The 21,309-nt window shown below is 42.5% G+C and carries 24 protein-coding genes; 10 read left to right on the top strand and 14 right to left on the bottom strand.

All coding sequences use genetic code 11. The features are described from left to right. Positions 1-61: 61 nt before the first annotated feature. From NSTC731_RS03110 to NSTC731_RS03080, 7 genes are all read right to left on the bottom strand, one after another. Positions 62-1,003, bottom strand: a complete 942-nt coding sequence (locus NSTC731_RS03110; RefSeq protein ID WP_445629583.1) for a LysR substrate-binding domain-containing protein — start codon at positions 1,001-1,003, stop codon at positions 62-64. Positions 1,004-1,248: 245 nt separating this feature from the next. Continuing rightward, positions 1,249-2,043, bottom strand: coding sequence for a BMC domain-containing protein (locus tag NSTC731_RS03105; protein ID WP_445629582.1), 795 nt, complete (start codon positions 2,041-2,043; stop codon positions 1,249-1,251). Between the two features lie 57 nt (positions 2,044-2,100). Beyond that, on the bottom strand, positions 2,101-2,871 hold the full coding sequence (locus NSTC731_RS03100) for a transferase (RefSeq protein ID WP_445629581.1): 771 nt from the start codon (positions 2,869-2,871) through the stop codon (positions 2,101-2,103). A 186-nt stretch (positions 2,872-3,057) separates the two neighbouring features. Continuing rightward, entirely contained in the window at positions 3,058-5,073 is a 2,016-nt protein-coding gene (locus NSTC731_RS03095; protein ID WP_445629580.1) for a ribulose bisphosphate carboxylase small subunit, read from the bottom strand. Between the two features lie 199 nt (positions 5,074-5,272). After that, positions 5,273-5,575 carry a EutN/CcmL family microcompartment protein gene (locus tag NSTC731_RS03090; protein WP_445629579.1) on the bottom strand — a complete coding sequence of 101 codons (303 nt, stop codon included), beginning with the start codon at positions 5,573-5,575 and terminating at the stop codon, positions 5,273-5,275. A gap of 6 nt (positions 5,576-5,581) precedes the next feature. Continuing rightward, positions 5,582-5,926, bottom strand: a complete 345-nt coding sequence (locus NSTC731_RS03085) for a carbon dioxide-concentrating mechanism protein CcmK (protein WP_010995041.1) — start codon at positions 5,924-5,926, stop codon at positions 5,582-5,584. Positions 5,927-6,018: 92 nt separating this feature from the next. After that, positions 6,019-6,327, bottom strand: a complete 309-nt coding sequence (locus NSTC731_RS03080; RefSeq protein WP_012410633.1) for a carbon dioxide-concentrating mechanism protein CcmK — start codon at positions 6,325-6,327, stop codon at positions 6,019-6,021. Between the two features lie 659 nt (positions 6,328-6,986). Between NSTC731_RS03080 and NSTC731_RS03075 the strand changes: the two genes are divergently transcribed. From NSTC731_RS03075 to NSTC731_RS03060, 4 genes are all read left to right on the top strand, one after another. Beyond that, positions 6,987-8,843, top strand: coding sequence for an NAD(P)H-quinone oxidoreductase subunit F (locus NSTC731_RS03075; RefSeq protein WP_445629578.1), 1,857 nt, complete (start codon positions 6,987-6,989; stop codon positions 8,841-8,843). A gap of 90 nt (positions 8,844-8,933) precedes the next feature. Continuing rightward, positions 8,934-10,439: an NADH-quinone oxidoreductase subunit M gene (locus NSTC731_RS03070; protein ID WP_445629577.1), complete on the top strand. Its 1,506-nt coding sequence runs from the start codon at positions 8,934-8,936 to the stop codon at positions 10,437-10,439. A gap of 144 nt (positions 10,440-10,583) precedes the next feature. Further along, positions 10,584-11,714 (top strand): CO2 hydration protein, encoded by a 1,131-nt coding sequence (locus NSTC731_RS03065; protein WP_445632263.1) that lies wholly within the window; start codon positions 10,584-10,586, stop codon positions 11,712-11,714. Beyond that, positions 11,711-12,541, top strand: coding sequence for a class I SAM-dependent methyltransferase (locus NSTC731_RS03060; RefSeq protein ID WP_445629576.1), 831 nt, complete (start codon positions 11,711-11,713; stop codon positions 12,539-12,541). The genes NSTC731_RS03065 and NSTC731_RS03060 overlap by 4 nt, the downstream gene beginning before the upstream one ends. A gap of 19 nt (positions 12,542-12,560) precedes the next feature. Here the strand turns inward: NSTC731_RS03060 and NSTC731_RS03055 are convergent, their stop codons facing one another. Both NSTC731_RS03055 and NSTC731_RS03050 read right to left on the bottom strand, forming a co-directional pair. Further along, positions 12,561-13,028 carry a GNAT family N-acetyltransferase gene (locus tag NSTC731_RS03055; RefSeq protein ID WP_445629575.1) on the bottom strand — a complete coding sequence of 156 codons (468 nt, stop codon included), beginning with the start codon at positions 13,026-13,028 and terminating at the stop codon, positions 12,561-12,563. 238 nt (positions 13,029-13,266) lie between these two features. Then, on the bottom strand, positions 13,267-13,977 hold the full coding sequence (locus tag NSTC731_RS03050) for a Uma2 family endonuclease (protein ID WP_445629574.1): 711 nt from the start codon (positions 13,975-13,977) through the stop codon (positions 13,267-13,269). Between the two features lie 192 nt (positions 13,978-14,169). On the opposite strand from NSTC731_RS03050, the gene NSTC731_RS03045 reads away from it, so the two are divergent. Beyond that, on the top strand, positions 14,170-15,207 hold the full coding sequence (locus tag NSTC731_RS03045; RefSeq protein WP_445629573.1) for a serine/threonine protein kinase: 1,038 nt from the start codon (positions 14,170-14,172) through the stop codon (positions 15,205-15,207). A 60-nt stretch (positions 15,208-15,267) separates the two neighbouring features. Beyond that, entirely contained in the window at positions 15,268-16,608 is a 1,341-nt protein-coding gene (locus tag NSTC731_RS03040; protein WP_445629572.1) for a serine/threonine protein kinase, read from the top strand. Positions 16,609-16,786: 178 nt separating this feature from the next. Here NSTC731_RS03040 and NSTC731_RS03035 read toward each other — a convergent pair whose 3' ends face one another. The 4 genes from NSTC731_RS03035 to NSTC731_RS03020 form a co-directional block, all read right to left on the bottom strand. After that, positions 16,787-17,035 carry a helix-turn-helix domain-containing protein gene (locus tag NSTC731_RS03035; RefSeq protein ID WP_445629571.1) on the bottom strand — a complete coding sequence of 83 codons (249 nt, stop codon included), beginning with the start codon at positions 17,033-17,035 and terminating at the stop codon, positions 16,787-16,789. A gap of 38 nt (positions 17,036-17,073) precedes the next feature. Next, on the bottom strand, positions 17,074-17,208 hold the full coding sequence (locus NSTC731_RS03030) for a hypothetical protein (protein WP_445629570.1): 135 nt from the start codon (positions 17,206-17,208) through the stop codon (positions 17,074-17,076). Between the two features lie 195 nt (positions 17,209-17,403). After that, the gene (locus tag NSTC731_RS03025; protein WP_445629569.1) at positions 17,404-17,766 is read right to left on the bottom strand and encodes a hypothetical protein; all 363 of its coding nucleotides are present in this window, start codon (positions 17,764-17,766) and stop codon (positions 17,404-17,406) included. Positions 17,767-17,924: 158 nt separating this feature from the next. Then, positions 17,925-18,203, bottom strand: a complete 279-nt coding sequence (locus NSTC731_RS03020) for a hypothetical protein (protein WP_445629568.1) — start codon at positions 18,201-18,203, stop codon at positions 17,925-17,927. A 145-nt stretch (positions 18,204-18,348) separates the two neighbouring features. Here NSTC731_RS03020 and NSTC731_RS03015 point away from each other — a divergent pair, with 145 nt between their 5' ends. Beyond that, positions 18,349-18,627 carry a hypothetical protein gene (locus tag NSTC731_RS03015; RefSeq protein ID WP_445629567.1) on the top strand — a complete coding sequence of 93 codons (279 nt, stop codon included), beginning with the start codon at positions 18,349-18,351 and terminating at the stop codon, positions 18,625-18,627. Positions 18,628-18,687: 60 nt separating this feature from the next. Here NSTC731_RS03015 and NSTC731_RS03010 read toward each other — a convergent pair whose 3' ends face one another. After that, the gene (locus NSTC731_RS03010; RefSeq protein WP_445629566.1) at positions 18,688-19,065 is read right to left on the bottom strand and encodes a winged helix-turn-helix transcriptional regulator; all 378 of its coding nucleotides are present in this window, start codon (positions 19,063-19,065) and stop codon (positions 18,688-18,690) included. A gap of 119 nt (positions 19,066-19,184) precedes the next feature. Here NSTC731_RS03010 and NSTC731_RS03005 point away from each other — a divergent pair, with 119 nt between their 5' ends. The 3 genes from NSTC731_RS03005 (at position 19,185) to NSTC731_RS02995 (ending at position 21,165) form a co-directional block, all read left to right on the top strand. Beyond that, a complete protein-coding gene (locus NSTC731_RS03005) occupies positions 19,185-19,802 on the top strand; it encodes an isochorismatase family protein (RefSeq protein WP_445629565.1) in 618 nt (205 codons plus the stop codon). A gap of 158 nt (positions 19,803-19,960) precedes the next feature. Then, complete coding sequence (locus NSTC731_RS03000; protein WP_445629564.1) at positions 19,961-20,455, top strand: hypothetical protein; 495 nt, start codon at positions 19,961-19,963, stop codon at positions 20,453-20,455. A gap of 386 nt (positions 20,456-20,841) precedes the next feature. Then, a complete protein-coding gene (locus NSTC731_RS02995) occupies positions 20,842-21,165 on the top strand; it encodes a DUF6464 family protein (RefSeq protein WP_445629563.1) in 324 nt (107 codons plus the stop codon). Positions 21,166-21,309: the final 144 nt, after the last annotated feature.

Here is a 21,309-nt window from a genome sequence, read left to right as displayed (position 1 = left end):
ACAGTCAACCCTTTTAGAGAATTCGTAATTCGTAATTCGTAATTACAAATTACGAATTCTTTTATCCATGAATTGGTTCAAACGTACTATAAGTAGTATCAGCTTTTTGTTTAACAATATTTTTTGCCGCTGCTAGTAGATACTCATAATAGGCACGAGCGACGATAGATAGCTGCTTGCCAGATGGATAAACCATGTACCAATCCCGCTGAATGGGGAAGTGTTGCACATCTAAAATGCTAAACTCTGAAGCGTCTGATAGTAAGGTATGACGTGATAAAACAGAAATTCCTAAACCACCTGCGATCGCTTGTTTAATCGCTTCGTTACTTCCCAATTCTAGCTTGACTTTTACTACTACCCCTTGTTCTTCAAAGAGCTTTTGGACGGCGCGACGAGTTCCTGAACCTGGTTCCCGCATAATAAAAGGTTCGTTAGACAGACGTTGTATAGGAATATTTTTTTCTTTGGATAAAGGATGATTAGTCGGTGCAAAGACTATCAAAGGATTTTCTAGAAATGGTTCACAAGTCACATCTATATTGTCTGGAATTTGACTCATAATATATAAGTCATCCAAATTTTGACTCATCCGCTCTAAAATTTGTTCGTGATTTGTTACTTGCAGCGAGATATCAATCCCTGGATAAAGTTCGCAAAATGGCCCTAACAAACGTGGGATAAAATATTTTGCTGTTGTAATCACTGCCAAACGTAATTGTCCCTGTTTTAGCCCTTTTAAATCTGCCACCTTCATTTCATACTGGGCTATATTGTGAAAAATCTGCCGACAAGTAGCAAACAACTCCCGTCCTGCCTCTGTCAGATACAATCGCTTCCCCACTTGCTCAAATAATGGCAAACCTACTGATTTTGTAAGTTGCTTGATCTGCATAGAAACGGTAGGTTGGGTAAGAAACAATTCCTCAGCAGCACGAGTAAAGCTACTGTGCCGTGCCGCTGCCTCGAACACCTTTAACTGGTGCAGCGTCGCTTGGTTCAAGAGTGATTCTCCTATATATAGCGATTAATAGATATAAAACTAGTATTGCTGAACACTGGCAAATGATATAGTGATGCTCACAGAAAGTTACGAGTTTTATCATAGACAAAACTCTATTACTTATATTAAAACAAAAGTATTTATTTATGGATTGAAAGAGCTATTATTCAGAATAGCTAAAGCGTAAGATGCCTTCTATCTAAACGATGAATGCTGAACGATGATTTGACAAAATTCATCTATCATCATTCATCATTCCATAATTCTTCTTGAACTTTTGTCGGTAGCTTGGTTAAGTCTGGTAATCTTAGTACCTCGATCTCCGCAACTTGTTCTTTTTCTTTAACATTCACTGGCAAGTTTAACGGTTCGCGTTCTTCTATCCAGCAGCTTGCCAATGGCAAAGTTAACTCCATTTCATCCAGAGGTCGAGGAATTACCATCACTGCATTCAATTCCCCAATGCGTTCTGCTTCAAACATTCCCGCTTCCACTGCTACCGCCACATTTGCTACGGAACCACGAATAATAGCCGTACACAAACCCGCACCAATTTTTTCATAAGCTGCTAAATGAACATCAGCAGCTTTGAGCATCGCATCACACGCTCCGACCATCGCGGGAAATCCTCGCGTTTCTACCAAACCAATTGCTTGGTTACTCAGACGGCTAGAATTGCCCTCTTCCATCAATTTAGTGAAACGAGTTGTAATGGGAAGTACTATATCTAGGTTGGGATAAGGTCGGGGAATCACCAAACTAGAAACCAACTGACCAAACTGTTCAGCCGTTTGCACACCTGATTCTACCGCCAGACGCACGTCAGCAATTCCACCCCGAACGATCGCAGTACAATGACCACTACCAATTTTTTCATACCCAACTAGGTGAACTCCCGCTGATTTCAGCATCATATCAGCCGTCCCAACGATTGCCGGAAAGCTACGGCAAGAAACCAAACCCAAAGCAGTATCCTGAAAGGTTTCTTGACTACTCGCTCCCTGGATAGTACGAATCGACCGTTGATTATATGTTTCCATGATGAATTCTCCAAAATACGGAAAAAGCCGACAACTTACAATTAACACTTACTCTGACTAATCGTCAGGGTTTGGGTCGTTCAAGGATTGTCTATGAGGAAACAATGTAGTCAACAGTCTGCTTATGCTCCCTTGTCCATAAATTTGAGTACCAAAACCATTAGGGGATTCTAAGGCAGACTGACTGGGATCTAAATGATGTTCTGTTGACTCTTGGGATTCCTCCAAGGCCGAGTCAGTATCATTGGTCGGTTCCTCCACAGGAGGAGACTGACTTTCGGGAGTGACGGGAGATTTAAAATAAGAAATCGACTTGTTTTGTTTGAAATCTACAAAAGCCGAAGCTGAGAAGTTAGTTGAGGAAACTACCTTTTCCTCAACTCCACCTGAGCTATTTTCTTCTTCCTTAGGTGGTCTATTTGTAGTAGAAGTTGGGTTATTTGTAGATGCTTCTAGCTGTTTTTTTGGCTCAATCTGCCGACTGGTGTCTCCTAAAATTGAACCAGGCGGTACTACTTGTTCAGGTTCAACCGAATAGTTAAAAACTGTAGTCGCTGAACCAATACAAGCATTTGCGCCAATTTTGCCTTTGCCAATCATCAAAAAACCGGCTCCCAGGTTTGCACCTGCTTCTATCTCTAGGGTGCCTTCATGGACTTGGAGAATTGCTCCCATACCAATACAGACCCCTGGCCCAATGACGATCTTGCTGTTTACAGCCGCTTGGAGGATTACCCCAGGTGCAAGTACCGCGCTTGGATGAATAGTCACCTCACCACTAATGTAAGTATCAAAGTTATTGCTGAGGCGCAGTAGCGGCACAGACATGGAAATTTTAACCTCGCAAGCCCTAAGAAGATAGGAGTTAAAAGTGAGGAGTTAGGAGTTAGTTAAAAGTGGGGGAGTTATAAATTTTCAGTTTGGAGTTATCAATTAACAATCTTTTTTAACTCCTAACTTCTAACTCCCAACTCTTGTACAGACGCGATTAATCGCGTCTCTACTCCTAACTCCTTAAGGTCGTTGAATAATCGTTTCTAATACACGACGCTTGGCTTTGGGGTCAACACCAATTAAGCGCACATATTCCCCTTGGTATTCGCCGAGTTGTCTTTCTATGGCGGCGATCGCTTCTCTTTCTGAGGAGGCTTGAATTTGACCAGTGCTAGTCCAAGAACCTGTACGGAATCGTCGTTGATCTACGTGTTCAATGCTAATTTTTGAGCCGCTAGCCAATAATTGCCGGAGTTGGTCTACTACTTCACTACTTAAGCGGGTACTAGTAGCTGTTGCTGTTGCTGTTGCAGAGGGCGCACTGCTAGTATATGATTTCTGACTACCAGAGGAGGCTACTTGACCATTTGGACGTTGGATAATGGTTTCTAATACCCGCCGTTTGGCTTTCGGGTCAATACCAATTAAGCGTACATATTCCCCTTCGTATTCGCCGAGGTGTGCTTCTATGGCGGCGATCGCTTCTCTTTCTGAGGAGGCTTGAATTTGACCGATACTAGTCCAGGAATTTATACGGAAACGGCGCTCATCCACGTGTTCAAGGCTAATTTTTGAGCCGCTAGCCAATAAATGCCGAAGTTGGTCTACTACTTCAGAACTCAAACGGTTAGTGCTAGGTGTTCCCCTATCATAGGATGCTGTACTACTACTAGTACTAGTATATGATTTCTGACCACCAGAGGAGGCTACTTGACCATTTGGACGTTGAATAATGGTCTCTAAAACCCGCCGTTTTGCTTTGGTGTCAATACCGATTAAACGTACATACTCACCTTGATGGCTTGCTATACATTCTTCCAAAGCGGAGATGACTTGATTTGTGGAAGTTGCATCAATTGGCGTGCAACTAGTCCAGGAACCAGTACGGAAACGACGCTCATCTACGTGTTCCATACCAATTTTGTAACCACCTGCCAAGAGTTGGCGGATTTGCTCTAGAGTTTCGCCACTGATTGTGCCACTGCTAGAACCGTTACCGTTACCATTACTGCTGCTGTAGCTGCTGTAACTGTTATTGCCATGACTAGCCGGCGCTTTAAAGCTGCTAGCTGGTTTTGCATCATCATCGGGACGTTGGATGATGGCTTCTAGCACGCGCCGTCTACCTTTGTCAATGCCAAACAGTCGGACATACTCGCCGCTATGCTCTTGTAGACAGCCTTCTAATGCTGCGATCGCTTCACCAAGCGATCTCGGTTCGATTGGTTGGCAACTAGTCCAAGAACCCGTGCGGAAACGTCTTTGGTCTACATGTTCCGTACCAATTTTATACCCTTGCCCCAATAGATACCGCAACTGATCTATTGTTTCTCCACCCAAGCTATTGCTCGACACTTCACTACTCCTTTCCAACTCTAAAACAGTAATACCATTACCTGTATAAGATTTAGCGTTCTCATCCCGAATGGGTGCTATACATTTAGTATCCGCAGCACAGAGATAACCAGCTCGTAATGCCTGATTAATTCCAACCACATGATGAGCAAATTCTTTATCTTGATCTTGCACATCTGGCAAGCGATCGGCTTGCTGCTGGCTGGTAATTATCGCTCCCGAAGGTACATACTTCCCAGAGGGAATCTCTACGTCTTGAATCAAAGCGTGCATCATTACGATGCAACCTGCACCCACCCTGGCATTAAATATCGTAGAGCGAAAGCCAATGAAGGAATTATCACCTACATAAGCTGGCCCGTGAATTAGAGCCATGTGGGTAATGCAAGCGTTTTTACCAATCCATACTGAGTATTTATTTTGGTCATCGCCAATTACTCGGCCTTGCTCCAACCCATGAATGACAACACCATCTTGAATGTTGGTGTTTTCACCCAGATAAAAAGGTGTGCCTTCATCCGCTCTAATCGTAGTCCCCGGAGCAACGATTACATTTGCACCTATTCGTACATCCCCAATCAGATTGGAGAATGAATGCACAAAAGCAGTTTCATGGATTTTGGGTTCAGCTAAATTCCTTGACCACGGGGTTGGGGGTGCCGCCGTGCTGCGGACTGCCATCGCGAGATTCCTCCTGTATTGTCATTGTCAGTTGTCATTTGTCATTTGTCTTTTGTCATTTGTCGACAGCTAATAACTAATACAACTCTTGGAGAGGCTGCGCTAACAGCTTCTCTTAGAGACGCTAACCGAACAAGGTTCCTGAGCGTAGTCGAAGGGCAGCACAAGTGACTAATGACCAATGACTAATGACTAATGACTATCGATATTGATCTTTTTTGCTGTAAATTAGGCGATCTTCAACGTGAATGGTGTCTACGATCGCCACTACTACTGCATCTAATGGACGTTGTTCATTTCCAAGCACTTGACGAGCAACACTGCCACGACTGACAAGTACCCACTCATCTACTCCTGCTCCTACACTATCTGCTGCTACTTCATATTGTGGCAGGATGTTTCCGTTTTCATCCACTAATTGTAACAACAGTAGTTTTACACCTCTAAGACTCGGATCTTTTTGGGTGCTAACTACTGTGCCGCGAACTTTGGCAACTTGCATTACAAATTACGGTCTTCTACCAAAAGGACGAATTGCATTCACATTTTCCCGGAACTGCTCTACGTCTTCGGTATAACGAATTGGGAGGACGTATTCCAAGTTTTCGTGAGGACGAGCAATGATATGAGTAGACAATACTTGTCCGCCGTTGACCCGCTTTACAGATTCAACTCCTGCGGCCACAGAAGCTTGCACTTCCGAAACGTCACCCCGAACAATTACCGTCACCCGACCACTACCGATTTTTTCATAACCTACTAAAGTGACGCGGGCAGCTTTCACCATTGCATCAGCAGCTTCCACCACTGCTGGAAAGCCCAGCGTTTCAACCATTCCCACTGCAATTGACATTAGTTTTAATCCCTATTTCAAAGTTTTTAGTCTTGGACAAAAGTGATACTCTTTTCAGGCAAAAAGCGTTAATTACTTTGTTTAAACAGCTTTTAAGTACGGAATTGTTCCACCGCTTCTGTGTAACGTATCGGCAAGACGTATTCCAGGTTTTCGTGAGGACGAGCAATGATGTGAGTGGATAACACTTCACCACCAAAGACTCTTTTTGCCGCTTCAACCCCAGCAGCTACGGATGCTTGCACTTCCGATACATCTCCCCGAACTATTACGGTGACGCGAGCGCTACCAATTTTTTCATACCCTACTAAGGTGACACGGGCGGCTTTCACCATCGCATCAGCAGCTTCCACCACTGCTGGAAAGCCCTTCGTTTCAATCATTCCAACTGCAATTGGCATCGCAGAACTCCTACAAAATTAATGCAATCTGTACTGTCGTTTGAATTTTTTGACGGGGAGAGCCTGATCTTATAGCTAAGAAAACACTTCCAAATTAAGCATAGGAAAGCTTGGCGTTCCTGGCAATATAAATTACTATAATAGTTTATGATAAGAAAGTTTTAAAAAACTTAACAAAAAGTTATCTAGGCTTCTGAGCAATTAAAGTTTACAGATTCCTTGAGCAAGCACTTATGCTTTATAATTTCTTTATCACATTTATAAAACGACATTCATAACCAGGGCTAATCCTATCCGATCGAAGGTAAGCAGCGGCTGTATGTTTTGCTGTATCTATCTTTTCTCAAATATTTCTAAGTGTACAATGACTAGGTGAAACATATATAAGTTTTTTAAATATATTGTATAAATTACTTTGGTGAAAGTAGAAATACAAATGTAAAAAGGTCAGTGATATTAAGGCAAGTAAATGCTTTTGCTTATGTAAAGTTATATTTTACTTAATATTTAATAGGGTAGCGTTAAGTAAAAGTACTTCTGGAAGTTCAGTTAGAATAATAGTAAAGAAACATTGGTAATTTTGGTAAATTAATTTTATTAAATAAAAAATTGGTTGGAATTTTTTTAAAATCAAGGCTGAGTCATTAAGGGAAATTTAAATGGAGCAATTTCTATTTTCAACAAGTTGGTTTGTGCCTTTGTATAGCTTATCAGGCGCAATTTTGACCTTGCCGTGGGGAATAGGAATAATCAGGCGAACAGGGCCAAGACCTGCGGCATACTTCAACTTGTTGACGACCGTTTTAGCTTTTGTTCATAGCCTGTTTGTATTTAAAAATGTCTGGGATAGAGAACCAGAAACCTTACTAATCAATTGGTTCAAAGCAGCAGATTTAGACTTATCTTTTTCCTTAGAACTATCCCCAGTCAGCATTGGGGCAACAGTTTTAATTACAGGGTTAAGCTTACTGGCACAAGTTTACGCTCTGGGTTATATGGAAAAGGACTGGTCGTTAGCGCGTTTTTTTGGGCTGCTGGGATTTTTTGAAGCAGCGCTATGTGGTCTAGCAATCAGTGATTCTTTGTTTCTCAGCTATGCGCTTTTGGAAGTACTGACGCTTTCAACTTACTTGCTGGTGGGTTTCTGGTACGCTCAACCACTAGTAGTGACAGCGGCGCGGGATGCATTTTGGACTAAACGGGTAGGAGACTTGTTGTTGCTGATGGCTGTAGTGACACTTTCTACCTTAGCTGGGAGTTTGAACATTTCGGATTTATATGAGTGGGCGCAAACAGCTAATTTAAGTCCAATGACATCGACACTGCTAGGGTTGGCACTAATTGCTGGGCCTGCTGGTAAATGTGCCCAATTTCCACTGCATCTGTGGTTAGATGAGGCAATGGAAGGGCCCAATCCTGCCTCGGTAATGCGGAACTCTCTGGTAGTAGCTGGTGGTGCTTATTTACTGTATAAACTTCAACCATTATTAGCCCTGTCGCCAGTTGCCTTGAATGCCTTGGTAATCATGGGTACAGTAACGGCGATTGGAGCGACATTAGTATCCATAGCTCAAATTGACATTAAGCGATCGCTATCTCATTCTACCAGTGCATACATGGGGTTAGTGTTTCTAGCAGTGGGGTTACAGCAAGGGGGTGTAGCCTTGATGTTGCTGTTAGCTCATGCGATCGCTAAAGCGTTATTATTTATGAGTTCTGGTTCAGTCATCTTAACTACCCAAAGCCAAGATTTAACAGAAATGGGCGGTTTGTGGTCGCGGATGCCAGCCACCACCACAGCCTTTGTAGTTGGTTCAGCCGGGATGGTAACACTGCTCCCCTTGGGAAGTTTCTGGGCAATGTTAGCATGGGCTGACGGTTTCGTGAGTATTAGCCCTTGGGTAATTGGGGTTTTAATATTAGTCAATGGTTTGACAGCATTGAATTTGACGAGAGTATTTAGATTAGTCTTCTGGGGTAAACCGCAACAAAAGACCCGTCGTACCCCAGAAGTTGGTTGGCAGATGGCCTTCCCAATGGTGTTTCTGACAGTGCTGACTCTGCTTCTACCTTTGATGCTACAGCAATGGTACTTACTACCAGATTGGGAAAGTATTAATTGGTATGTGGTGTTAGCCTTGTTTGGGTCTACCGTAGTGGGGGTAGGTGTAGGGTGTACAGTTTACCTGCACAAAGCTTGGTCAAGATCCAGAATCTTAACGTGGAGATTTCTGCAAGATTTGTTAGGTTATGATTTTTATATTGACCGAGTTTATCTTGTAACCGTGGTAAGTGTAGTAGCACTGCTATCTAAAATCTCTGCTTGGAGCGATCGCTACTTGGTTGACGGTTTAGTAAACTTGGTTGGGTTTGCGACCATTCTCGGCGGACAAACCTTAAAGTACAGCATTTCTGGGCAATCTCAGGGCTATATGTTGACCATCCTAGCAGTTGTCAGCGTACTAGGTTTTTTCATAAGTTGGTCATTGGGTTTACTAGATAAATTGCCTTTTTAGAGAGACGCGATAAATCGCGTCTGTACAAAACGTAGAGACGCGATTTATCGCGGCTGTTATTCATGCCTCATCTCCCCTTACCCGAAGTCTATGCTTAGTGTTTTAATTCTAGTGCCGTTGATTGGCGCGGCTTTAATTGGTTTCTCGCCCTCTAGTATCAGTGGGAAATTTGCCCGTAGGGTGGCTTTGGTCTTTGCCATTATCGCTTTCTTGTGGACAATCGTATTAGTAAGTCAGTTCCATCCAGGAGAAATTACTCAACAGTTTGCTGAGTCTATCCCTTGGGTAGATGCTATAGGGCTGAACTATAACCTTGGAATAGATGGTTTATCTTTGCCGTTGCTGGTTTTAAATGGATTGTTAACTGCCATTGCCATCTACAGCAGCGAAGAATCGCTACAGCGTCCTAAATTTTATTACTCTTTGATACTATTATTAAGCGCTGGGGTGACAGGAGCCTTTCTAGCACAGGATTTACTGTTATTTTTCCTGTTTTACGAATTGGAACTAATTCCACTGTATTTGTTGATCGCCATTTGGGGTGGCGCCAAACGGGGTTATGCTGCGACTAAATTTCTGATTTATACAGCCGTTTCGGGAATCCTGCTTTTAGCAAGTTTCCTGGGTATGGTTTGGCTGAGTGGTTCCTCTAATTTTGCACTAGCAACCTTGAACGCGACAACTCTACCTCTAGCCACACAGCTTTTATTGCTAGCGGGAATTTTGATCGGTTTTGGAATTAAAATTCCCTTGGTTCCCTTCCATACTTGGTTGCCAGATGCTCACGTTGAAGCTTCGACACCGATTTCCGTGCTATTGGCTGGGGTACTGTTGAAGTTGGGAACCTACGGCTTACTGCGCTTTGGCATGAACTTGTTACCAGAAGCTTGGGCTTATGTGGCTCCTTGGTTGGCGATTTGGGCAGTAGTGAGCGTACTCTATGGTTCATCCTGTGCGATCGCCCAAAGCGATATGAAAAAAATGGTAGCATACAGCTCCATTGGACACATGGGTTACGTGCTTCTAGCGGCGGCGGCAGCTACACCTTTAAGTGTGTTAGGTGCTGTGATGCAAATGATTAGCCACGGCTTGATTTCGGCAATGCTGTTTTTGCTGGTAGGGGTTGTGTATAAAAAAGCCGGAAGCCGTGATTTAGCAATCATTCAAGGATTGCTGAACCCAGAACGAGGTATGCCAGTAATCGGTAGCTTGATGATTGTCGGAGTTATGGCCAGCGCTGGTATACCGGGAATGCTAGGGTTTATTTCCGAATTCGTAATTTATCGGGGAAGTTTTGCAGTTTTTCCAGTGCAAACTTTGTTATGTATGCTTGGTACTGGTTTAACAGCAGTTTATTTCCTAATACTCGTCAACCGCGCCTTTTTTGGACGTTTATCTTCACCTGTTGTTAATTTACCACGTGTGTATTGGAGCGATCGCATCCCAGCTGCAATTTTAGCTGTGCTGATTGTGATTTTTGGCATTCAACCTAGTTGGTTAGTGCGTTGGACTGAACCAACAATTACAGCAATGATAAATACCCAAAACGTAGTAGCAACAGTGTCCTTAGATAAAGCAATGGGGAATGGGGAGTAGGGAATGGAGAGATGAGGAAGATAGGGGGACAAGGGGACAAGGGGGTAAACAAAACTCCTAACTCCTAACTCCTAACTCCTAACTCTTAACTCAGCACTCCTAATGCCCAATGCCCCAATTCCTAAACTTTTTGGAGAGATGGCAATGGTAACTATTAAAAAGAAAGCTACTCACAATCCTTTAGCTGAGTATATTGAACGCCTACAAAATGGAGATGCATTACTCTTTGATAGTCCAGAGAATGTATTGGAAGTTGTTGGGATTCTGAAAAGCTATGGAGTAGTTTTAGATGCTTACTCAATAAATCTTAACTATATTGCCGAGCATCAGTTTTTAGTATTTTTCCCATTTTTTAAATACTTTAATGGAGACGTTTCTTTTCAGAAATTACTCCGTCACTGGTGGCACGACCGAATAAATTTTGAATATGCCGAATATTGCATGAAAGGCATGATGTGGCATGGTGGCGGCGGACTAGATACGTATTTAGATACACAAGAATTTCAAGAAAGAGCGCAAGCCGTTATCAACGCAAAATTTAAAAATAATCCCTTGATTTTGGGTATTAACCAACTGTTTCCAGATTTCTTAACAGAACAGTTGCGCGTCTCTGCTTACTACAGCGGTTTAGGTCAATTCTGGCGAGTCATGGCCGATATGTTCCTCAACTTATCAGACCGCTATGACCGAGGCGAAATCAAATCGATTCCCCAAGTTGTAGACCACATTAAAGCCGGGTTAGTGGCAAATGCATCAAACCCAATTACCTATGCTGTCAAAATTCGAGATAAGGTCTATGAAATAATTCCTAAAAGCGTTGGTTTGACTTTCTTAGCAGATACAGCAATACCTTATGTAGAGGCAGTATTCTTCCGGGGAACTCCTTTCCAAGGTACTGTTTCATACAACGCCCAAGCTTATCAAATCTCCCCAGATCAAAGTCGATTTCAATATGGTGCATTGTATGCCGATCCTTTACCCATCGGTGGCGCGGGTATTCCTCCTACCTTGTTGATGCAAGATATGCGTCATTATCTTCCAGAATATTTGCACGAGATTTATCGTCGCAGTCTTCGGGGTGAAGATGATTTGCGAGTTCAAATTTGCATGAGTTTCCAAAAATCGATGTTTTGCGTGACCACAGCAACGATTTTGGGACTGATGCCTCATCCTTTAGATACTAAAGATCCAAATGAGCAAAAAGGTAATCTAGTTTATTTAGAGAAGTGGATGAGTCGGTTCCAAACTTCGCGGTTGCTGGATGTGAATAAATGACAGATGATTCCACCATTACTCACGAGGCATTCAAGCAATTTGAGCGCGACAAATTTTCTCTTGTAGCTCAAGAATACGATCGCGCGATCGCTGTTGTGACTTCTCAGGTTGATGAAGCCATCTTGGATGCCGTCGGAGCTAAGTCTGGTACTCGATTGCTAGATGTGGCTTGCGGAACTGGCTGGCTTAGTGCCGCAGCACTAAAGCGGCAGGCTATAGTCACAGGATTAGACTTTGCAGAGAATATGGTGGCCATTGCCAGAGGGCGATGTCCTCAAGGGTCATTCTATCAAGGGGACGCTGAAAACTTAACTTTCAAGTCGGGTCAGTTTGAGGCGGTGGTTTGTAACTTGGGTATCCTCCATTTCCCAAACCCAGAAAAAGCGATCGCTGAATCCTTTCGCGTACTCAAACCGGGAGGCCGCTACGCTTTCACCTGCTGGACACCGCCAACACGCAATCCATTTATGGCTCTGATATTGGGTTCGGTGCAGACTTATGGCAGCATGGATGTGAATTTACCTTCTGGGCCACCCCTGTTTCGCTTTAGCGATCGCACTGAATGCGAAATGGTTTTAAGCGCCGAGGGATTTACTCAAGTATCTGTCACCGAACTGCCCATCACATGGACTTTCTCTACACCTGAAGATGTGATGCCAAAGATTACTGTAAGTTCGGTGCGTCTGGGGTCGATATTGGCAATGCAAACCGATGAGCAACGGCGTAATATTGAAAACGCAATTATCGAGGGAGCCTCAAAGTATATCACAGAAAATGGTGTGGAAATTCCCGCTTCTGTGATGCTGACTCTCGGTTACAAACCATAAGCTAGAACAACCTTTGAATTTAGTAATTTTTTAAGTATTTTTCCATGACAAAATTTATCAGCTTTTGCCCTCTACGCTCTACTTCTTGCTTTTTGATAACAATAAATCCCTGACTCTCAAAAAAAGGTTTAGCTGTAATACTAGCTTCTGCAAATAACTTTTCTAACCCTAAAGAGTTTGCTTTTAATTCAATCTGTTCTAAGATTTTCTTACCAACACCTTTCCTTTGAAAATCTTTATGGCAATAGAAACGGTCGATATGACCATTAGCCTCTAATTCTCCAAAACCAATAATTTTGTCTTCTTCTGCTACATAAGTAAACTTACTTCCTAAACTTTTAATCCAAACTTCAGTATCCATATTTGCTGGTGCCCAAGCATCTACTTGTTCTTGTGTGTAATCGTGAATATTCACTTCATGAATAGTGTCGTAGAACAACTTCATAATTTCTTCGGTATCAGCTATTTCGTATATTCTTAATTTCATAAAGAAAGTAATTAATCATAAATAATCCCTCTTTCCAGAAACAAGGCAGGAGGCAGGTGGTCACTGAGCGTTGGTCATTGAATCTCGACTTCGCGGTAATCGAGCGAAGTCGAGATTCAACTACCGCGTAGCCGAAATGAGTCGAAGAGAGGCAGAAGGCAGAAGGGAAGAGGATTTGACTTGTTTCTTCCATCCATTCCGTTATGGATGTAAATAAGTAGTTGATTTTTTATCGATATTATGCTTCTGGCTCAATGCCGAGCGATCGCAATTGAGCAGTCAGAATCTCATTTCGTTGGCGTTCAAGTTCTGCTCTTTCTGAGCCAGTCAACAACAAATTCCCTTGCAAATCCCACCAACGTAACCAGGGCAATTCCACGTTTTGATAAACTCCAAGCCTTATGCCTAATTCGACTCCTAAAGGAGGTATAGGATAATGTCCTCGTTCATTTGCTGCTAATAACTGGTATTGTCCACCAATGAATTTATACACTTCTATACTGGCTTTATTCACTTCATAAATGCCATAAAACGGAGTCCGAATTACTTGCTCATAAATCCAAAATTTGCCCTTCCAAGGGGTTGTATCTCTTTCCTCACCCCCATCTCCAGAGACGAATTCTAAGACAATTAATGGAGCGATGTGTTCTCGCCAAAATACATAAGAACGGCGCGTCAATCCATCGAGTAAAGGCGGGACATTTCCTACATAAAACCAATCTGGTACTGCTGCTCCTTTCTCTGGAGGATCTGTTAACCGCCAGTAAATACCTAAGTCCTGACCTATACAATATTGACCTTCTGGATGTAATTGCTGAAGAATGGGTGTAATTGAGTCAGTTAGTAAAATACTTTGGGGATGCTCTTGCCAAGTAGCATTAGATTTTGGTAGCTGCGTGTGGTCAGGAAATGGGGTGAGATCGGTATCGAGGTTGGTTGCAGAGGTCATAAAGTTACCTTTGCACTAGCTAAAGGTTGTTTTTAGTTTAGCAATAGAGGGAGAAAAAAGCTTAGGCGTAGCCCGCACTTCGGCAAAGCTCAGTGACCATCGTAGACATCGCACCAGTTCTGTTAAGCTAGGCTCAAGTTATTAAAGCTCTCTTGTGTGAGAATTAATCTAAGCATTTTGGGAGTTGCAAAGATGGCTTGGGTAGCTGGCGATCGCTTGCAAGGTGGAAAATACACCATTGAAAGAGAATTGGGAAGAGGACGCTTTGGCATTACTTATTTGGTCAAAAATCAGAATGGCGATCGCCAAGTCATTAAAACCTTAAATGACGATTTACTAAATTCCCTGAACCAGTTGGAACGCGGACGACTGGAAACAATGTTTTGGCAGGAAGCGGTAAAACTTACTCAATGTCAACACAAACATATTGTGCAGGTTGCAGAACCTTTCAAAGAAGGAGAACACTGGTGTCTGGTAATGGAATATGTGGATGGTGTCAGTTTAGCTGACCGTCGCCAACAAATACTTTCTGAATCAGAGGCTTTACGCTACATTCAACAAATTGGAGAAGCACTAATTGAAGTACATAAAAATCGGTTGATTCATCGAGATGTACATCCAGGAAATATCTTTTTGCGAGTGCGAGAAGGACAGCCGGAAGCGGTGCTAATTGATTTTGGTTTAGCTCTCGATTTCGATCATATTTTAACCACAAGTAGAACAAAGGAAACTTCTGAGGGATTTACACCGCCTGAGCTTTATGCCCAACATACTAAACCAACTGGAGCATATAGCGATATCTATTCTTTAGCAGCAACTCTTTATGTACTTCTGACTGGAAAAACACCAGTTAGTGCGCTCAAACGTAAGGTGGATAACGCTCCTTTAGTGGAACCGAAAAAACATAATCCTCAAATTAGCGATCGCACAAACCGAGCAATTTTAACAGGTATGAAGCTAGACCAGAAACAGCGATCGCAATCGATGCGGGAATGGCTCGATTCTTTGGGTTTGACAAGAGAAAACTTGCAGCCTTCAGTAATTGAACCATCTAAAACTAACTCAAATTGGGAGCGAAACATCCAGTTTTGGGGAGTGGTGATAGCTGCGATCGCAGCTATTGGAGCCTTACTCTCAGGCATTGCTGCTTTGAGTCCTATTCTCAATCCATCTTCATCTTCCAATCAACCATCACAGTCTTCCAGTCCATCACCTACAAAAATACCGTAGAATTAGCTAAACTCTCATCAAGATGCTGACATTAAAGTAATTTTTTACTTAGAGGTATTCATGCCCTGGATAGCAGGACAACAATTGCAAAGTGGCAAATATGTAATTGAGACAGTCCTGGGACAGGGAGGATTCGGGATTACTTATAAGGCTTTGCACGTTGAACTAAATCAGATAGTTGTAATTAAGACACCTAATGAATATCTCAGCCACGATCCGGAATATGAAAAGTACATAGAGAGATTTATCCAAGAAGGGCGGATACTCGCACGCTTATCAAAAGACCCCCATCCTCATATTGTGGGAGTGATTGATTTGTTTCGGGAAGGTGTTACCCACTGTTTAGTAATGGACTTTGTTGAGGGAGAAAATTTGTTTGAGGCGGTGAGGCGTAGGGGAGCTTTACCAGAAGCAGAGATTCTACCCTGCATCCGCCAGATTGGGGAAGCTTTGAGCGTAGTGCATCAAGCAGGTTTAGTACATAGAGATGCCCATCCTGGAAACATCATGGTGCGGAGAAATAGCAAAGCGGTTTTAATTGACTTTGGAATCGCCAAAGAACTTTTACCTAAAACTTTGAGTTCAAACGGTATTGCGGGTAATGAAGGGTTTGCGCCTTACGAGCAGATGAGCAGAGGCAGTCGAGAGCCAACGGTTGATGTTTATTGTCTAGCTGCCACACTATATTATGCAGTGACAGGTCAACGTCCCACAACTTCTCTAGCTCGCAAGCTTGATGATATGTCTCTGACTCCTCCTAAACAAATTAATCCAAGCATCAGCGATCTATTAAATCAAGCAATTCTTAAGGGCATGGGGCTGGAGGCAAAAGACCGCCCTCAGTCGATGCAGGTATGGTTGAATATGCTAGAAGCACCAAAAGCAACGCCTCCACCATCTGTTGCTCCAGTTCACAAAAAAGAAGTTGTTCGTCCCCAAGTCAAGCTCAAATCAAAGGCAACTTCAGATAAACCAGCTACTAAATCACCTAGAATTATTCCCTGGGGCTGGTTGATTGGTGTATTGTTAAGTTACCTACTGGTAGGCTACTTGTTAGCCACGTCTAACGTTTCGTACATAATTTGGGCTTGGGCTGTGGCTGTGGCTTGGGCTTGGGCTGGGGCTGTGGCTTGGGCTTGGGCTTGGGCTTGGGCTGTGGCTGGGACTGGGGCTTGGGCTTGGGCTTGGACTGGGGCTTGGGCTGTGGCTGTGGCTTGGGCTTGGGCTGGGGCTTGGGCTGTGGCTGGGGCTGGGGCTTGGGCTGGGGCTGTGGCTGTGGCTGGAAATAAATTACTAGAATCTTTTAGCAAATTTCATACTTTTCTAATTTTAGCTAGCACTTCTAGTATAGGGTTGGTCTTGGGATGGTTAGGACATAAGATTTTTAATACAAGTTCATAGCTTGCTCAAATCCTAGAAGCTAAATGACAAAAGATTTTGTAGCTGTTGTATCAAGTAGAAAAGCGATGTCTAACAACAAGCCGCTACGCATCTACGCACCTTTAACCTCATACCAAAATATTAAATTTCTGGCTCAATACTAAGCGGTGATTTTAAGAGCGTTGTTATGGAAGACAAGCTAAGTAAATAAACTGATATCTACATTAAAATAGTCCGCCAACGCTTTTGCTTGAGTTTTACTAATGGTGCCGCCATTAACAATTTGCAAGGCAATTTCCCATGAACCAATTACCTCAGCTAATGCTTCCGTTGTAGTATCGCGTGCGTCCATTAGATGTACTAACATCGAATTGGGTGTACCTTGGAGAATTGGGTAATGGGTATCTTCAAACAGCTCAATTAAAGTCACCAACAGTTGCAACAGCATCTCTTCTTCTGGTGTACGATTGGGACGATGTTCTAAGGTTAATGCGAGTGCGTAGACGCAAAGCGGCTTGTCTGTGACATCGCTTGTTCGTTTTCTGCATCCGTGGTAATGATTTTGGGCTGATACTCAGCTAGCAATTTACCATAAGATTCTGAATTAAAAGTACGGGTCATTTTTCCATTTATAGCTTCCGGTTCAACGCCGAGCGATGTCTGAGGACAACCTGCTATGCATCTACGCCATACTTCTCTAAAACTCAAGCGATCGCTATTTAAATGTTATCTTTTTTTTATTGGTTCACTACCTAACCAAAAATCTCCCGATTGGAATTCGGGAGAGTGTCAAAAAACCCAAATGTATTGTCTCTATCAAGCAACAACTTCTTGCTTAGGCTTCCGCGCTGGACGCTTGCGATCGCTGCGGCGAACGCCCCCTGCCATTTTGTATTCATCGCTATTCTTGCCATACTTTGCAGCTACGCTAACTAACACATGTTCTGTTAATTCCATCAGCGACTTTTCGGCTAATTCAAAGGTTCCCTGAGTTAGATCCACGGTGGAGAGGGTGGAGTTATAAGCTTCCAACTTGTCCTGTGTTTTTTTGATGGCGTCGGCAAAGGTGTCAATAGTGATTCCATTACCTAAATCTAAGGTGGGACTAATCGATTTCAAAGCCGCAATCCGACGCTGTGCCCTATCAAGTACTTTAGACCCACGTTTTGGACGTGACATAAATAACTTTCCTTTTATCGATCGTGCACTAGGATAAAAACTGAGTTCTATCCTTGTCTCTACAACATTAAGATAAACAAAATTGTGGCTATCGACACCCGCAATATTCAGTATTGTTTAAAATTTTTAATACAAAAAAGTATATTTTTTACGTAAATTTATTGAGATTTATCTGAATTCAATAAACGACTGCCCGAATTCAATAAACGACTACCCAAATTCAATAAACGACTGCCCAAATTCAATAAACGACTACCCAAATTCAATAAACGACTGCCCGAATTCAATAAACGACTGCCCGAATTCAATAAACGACTACCCAAATTCAATAAACGACTGCCCGAATTCAATAAACGACTGCCCGAATTCAATAAACGACTACCCAAATTCAATAAACGACTGCCCGAATTCAATAAACGATCGCCCTGATTCCTCATGCTTAATCTATGTAAAAATATTTAGAAAATATCTTTACAAGTATAAAAATATACTCTACTATAAAAGCATAAGAAAGGCGATCGCCCTCGCGCAAGAGTCTGCGATCGCCTTCTTTTAACCCCAAAATCGGAGTCAAATATTATCATGGCACAATCAAACAAGTTCGCCAAATCACAACTAGCCCAGTTTCTCGGCACAAAAGGCGGTGACGTACCTCCTTTCCATTCATCTTTCCAAGACTCATCACCCAGAAGAGAACGGATTAAACATTTATTAATTGGTTCACCCAAAGCTGTTACCGCCACCATTCACTTGTTGCATGTTTTGGGCTATGCAAATGTAGGTGATTGGAGTCCACTACTACCAACAGCTAATCCCAATGAAATGATGAGTATTTTAACCCGTCAGATTTTGACGCAATAATTTATACTGGGGTGCAAAGGGCACCCCTACATCCCATATTCTGCATGAGTAATGGGCAAACTACTTTTTACTGCAAATAGTAGTAAAACCTTTACTTTCTCTAGCAGTTTCTACTTCATGAAAATGATTTATTGACCAGTGGCATAGTAGCCGAAGTGGCTCAACTAACGTTTCTCCCAACGCTGTCAAGGAATACTCTACAGTAGGAGGATTAGTAGGATAAACTTTACGCTTCACAAGACCATCTCTTTCTAAATCACGCAGAGTACGAGTTAGCATTCGTTGTGAAACACCTCCAATTTCTCTATGCAACTCACCATAGCGTTTCTTACCTTGGGATAGAACGTAGATGATTGCTGTAACCCATTTGTCAGAAACCAGTTCAAGTGTCTGCCGTAAATAAGGATGATCGTTGAGGATTTGAGGTGATTGAGCCATATTTAAGATAGATCCCTACGTACACTTGTGTTCCTACTTGTGCAATGCTTGATGTTCGTTTCAGAATAAGTCTAGAGATTTCTAAGATCGTATCAACAGTCAACTAAAAAAATAGCACAATGAAATTTTCTGACTTCACTCAAGAAAACTCGGCTATGCTTCTGATCGATCATCAAGTTGGCACTATGAAGCTGATCAAAAACTTGCCTCTGACCGAGGTAGAAAAGAATACTCTTGCACTTGCAAAAGTGGCAAAGGTACTTAAAATACCTGTGGTTTTGACAAGTAGCCAAGAGGAGCGGTTTCAAGGTTTGCTGATGACTGCTTTAGCACAAAGTCTACCTAAAGCTTACGAGGTAAGAATCAAGCGTGCAGGTATTGTAAATGCTTGGGACGATAAGAACTTTGTTCAAGCAGTCAAAGATACAAATCGTACTAATTTAATTATGGCTGGCATAACTACTGACGTTTGTTTAGTTTATCCGGCTATCAGCGCAGTGCGTGAAGGCTACAGTGTTCAAGCAGTTATGGATGCTTCCGGTTCACCATTCTATCTCTCGGAAGATTTAGCACGGCAACGGATGCGTGATGCTGGGGTTGTGCTAACTGCTACAATCACTTTGATTGCCGAGTTAGTTAAGGATTGGAGCCGTCCCGAAGGCGTGGAGTTACAGCAATTACTGTTTAGTGATATATTGCCCCCTGAGTTCATTGAAGGCAATAGCACTCCATATTAAGAGGCTTCCAAAAAATAAATTATCCCAAATTAATTGTCCGTCTGTAGGGTAGCACAGCTGTGCTACCCTACAGACGCAGGCATCATTATTATACAGTACAAATATACTAATTAGCTGCTAAAATGCTTTAAAAGTCAGCTAGCCTTGCTTGAGGTAGTATGAAAAAAATCTCAGATACAGACAAAAAGCCCATTTTGCTGTTCCAGCCTACATTTGTAACTACTGCTATAGTGCCACTGCAACCCCAAGAAAAAAAAATCATCAGTGAACAGGAGCGTTTTATAACACAAGTCGAACGCATCAATCAGATGGCGGAAGAGTTAGAAGCAGCGATATTAGAGTTGAAAGCGATCGCTAATAAAATGAATACTCAAAAACGTTGCCCATTCTTGATAAAGGAGATATGTAAAAATATTTGTCAGTATTTCGCAGTTAGCATCCCTTGGGTGAAACGAAAGTCTGACGAATCATTTATTTTGACAACGCGAAAAGTTGATTTATTCCGAGCCGAAAGGGAAGCTGCACTGCTAGCACAGCAACTTCGTCAGCAAACCAAAAAAAGATTAGCATCGCAGCGACACAGAAAAAATAAGAATGGGGCTGAAGCAGACACAAAACGCTTCTTCAAAAGGGTATTAGTCAACAAATCTTAAAATTATCAACATTCAACGGCATCTCATCCCTGAGGTTGTAACAGTTATGCTGATTGAAGTGGCAGAAGGAACTTATTCCTCAAAATTGCTAGATACCACACTTCTTGGCATTTGTAGGGAAAAGGGTAAGGGGGAAGGTGGGGCCCCCTCTGGGGATAAGGGGCAGGGGGAAAGGAATAATAAAAAACCTTTTCCCTTTTACATGAGTCCCTTTTCCCACAAGAGTGCAAAAATTACTTTTGCAAGAGGTCTACTACACTGCCATTATTTCTTTGCAACCATAGTTGGTGACAAAGAAACAAAGCCGCCCTGATATTTGCACTTCCGTAAAACCAGAGTGTAACATCAGGGACAATCAATCAGCGCCCAGAAGAGGTAAAAAGAAGGTGTTAAAGACACTTTTAGTGATTGCCATTGGTTTTTTACCGTCCCTATTTTCCCTGTGGATGATCCGTAGAACCCAGCGATCGCGGTTGCGAATGAGGCAAGCAGCCATGAATTTTCCAGTGGTACAGGGACGGCAAAACCTTAGACCTGTGGAAGGCGATCGCTATTATTTAGAAGGGGTAGGTTATCTGATTGGCGATATCAGCTGTAAGTTTAATGCCCGATCTGGCTATATCCGCTGTGCTATTAATCCCGAAGGCCCGTGTAACGGTTGCCGTCACTACGAACCTAGAGAATTAACTGGTAATGAAAAAAGCACTTAAGATTCCTTACTCAATACTCAATCCACTCTTGTGGGAAAAGGTTTTGGTTAAAGGGGAAGGAAAAATACAAAACCTTTACCCTTTCCCTTTTCCCGACAAATGCCAAGAAGTCTAATAATTTGTATTTACAAGCACTTTGAATAT

This window comes from Nostoc sp. DSM 114167 (assembly GCF_052692655.1).
Note: the sequence above shows the minus strand (reverse complement) of the source record. Positions and strands in the feature narration are given on the sequence as shown.

Excerpts from the sequence above, each read along its gene's own strand:
- NSTC731_RS03105 (WP_445629582.1), bottom strand. The coding sequence starts at position 2,043 with ATGGAAACATATAATCAACGGTCGATTCGTACTATCCAGGGAGCGAGT.
- NSTC731_RS03100 (WP_445629581.1), bottom strand. The coding sequence starts at position 2,871 with ATGTCTGTGCCGCTACTGCGCCTCAGCAATAACTTTGATACTTACATT.
- NSTC731_RS03095 (WP_445629580.1), bottom strand. The coding sequence starts at position 5,073 with ATGGCAGTCCGCAGCACGGCGGCACCCCCAACCCCGTGGTCAAGGAAT.
- NSTC731_RS03090 (WP_445629579.1), bottom strand. The coding sequence starts at position 5,575 with ATGCAAGTTGCCAAAGTTCGCGGCACAGTAGTTAGCACCCAAAAAGAT.
- NSTC731_RS03085 (WP_010995041.1), bottom strand. The coding sequence starts at position 5,926 with ATGTCAATTGCAGTGGGAATGGTTGAAACGCTGGGCTTTCCAGCAGTG.
- NSTC731_RS03080 (WP_012410633.1), bottom strand. The coding sequence starts at position 6,327 with ATGCCAATTGCAGTTGGAATGATTGAAACGAAGGGCTTTCCAGCAGTG.
- NSTC731_RS03075 (WP_445629578.1), top strand. The coding sequence starts at position 6,987 with ATGGAGCAATTTCTATTTTCAACAAGTTGGTTTGTGCCTTTGTATAGC.
- NSTC731_RS03070 (WP_445629577.1), top strand. The coding sequence starts at position 8,934 with ATGCTTAGTGTTTTAATTCTAGTGCCGTTGATTGGCGCGGCTTTAATT.
- NSTC731_RS03065 (WP_445632263.1), top strand. The coding sequence starts at position 10,584 with ATGGTAACTATTAAAAAGAAAGCTACTCACAATCCTTTAGCTGAGTAT.
- NSTC731_RS03060 (WP_445629576.1), top strand. The coding sequence starts at position 11,711 with ATGACAGATGATTCCACCATTACTCACGAGGCATTCAAGCAATTTGAG.
- NSTC731_RS03055 (WP_445629575.1), bottom strand. The coding sequence starts at position 13,028 with ATGAAATTAAGAATATACGAAATAGCTGATACCGAAGAAATTATGAAG.
- NSTC731_RS03050 (WP_445629574.1), bottom strand. The coding sequence starts at position 13,977 with ATGACCTCTGCAACCAACCTCGATACCGATCTCACCCCATTTCCTGAC.
- NSTC731_RS03045 (WP_445629573.1), top strand. The coding sequence starts at position 14,170 with ATGGCTTGGGTAGCTGGCGATCGCTTGCAAGGTGGAAAATACACCATT.
- NSTC731_RS03040 (WP_445629572.1), top strand. The coding sequence starts at position 15,268 with ATGCCCTGGATAGCAGGACAACAATTGCAAAGTGGCAAATATGTAATT.
- NSTC731_RS03035 (WP_445629571.1), bottom strand. The coding sequence starts at position 17,035 with ATGCTGTTGCAACTGTTGGTGACTTTAATTGAGCTGTTTGAAGATACC.
- NSTC731_RS03030 (WP_445629570.1), bottom strand. The coding sequence starts at position 17,208 with ATGACCCGTACTTTTAATTCAGAATCTTATGGTAAATTGCTAGCTGAG.
- NSTC731_RS03025 (WP_445629569.1), bottom strand. The coding sequence starts at position 17,766 with ATGTCACGTCCAAAACGTGGGTCTAAAGTACTTGATAGGGCACAGCGT.
- NSTC731_RS03020 (WP_445629568.1), bottom strand. The coding sequence starts at position 18,203 with ATGAGGAATCAGGGCGATCGTTTATTGAATTCGGGCAGTCGTTTATTG.
- NSTC731_RS03015 (WP_445629567.1), top strand. The coding sequence starts at position 18,349 with ATGGCACAATCAAACAAGTTCGCCAAATCACAACTAGCCCAGTTTCTC.
- NSTC731_RS03010 (WP_445629566.1), bottom strand. The coding sequence starts at position 19,065 with ATGGCTCAATCACCTCAAATCCTCAACGATCATCCTTATTTACGGCAG.
- NSTC731_RS03005 (WP_445629565.1), top strand. The coding sequence starts at position 19,185 with ATGAAATTTTCTGACTTCACTCAAGAAAACTCGGCTATGCTTCTGATC.
- NSTC731_RS03000 (WP_445629564.1), top strand. The coding sequence starts at position 19,961 with ATGAAAAAAATCTCAGATACAGACAAAAAGCCCATTTTGCTGTTCCAG.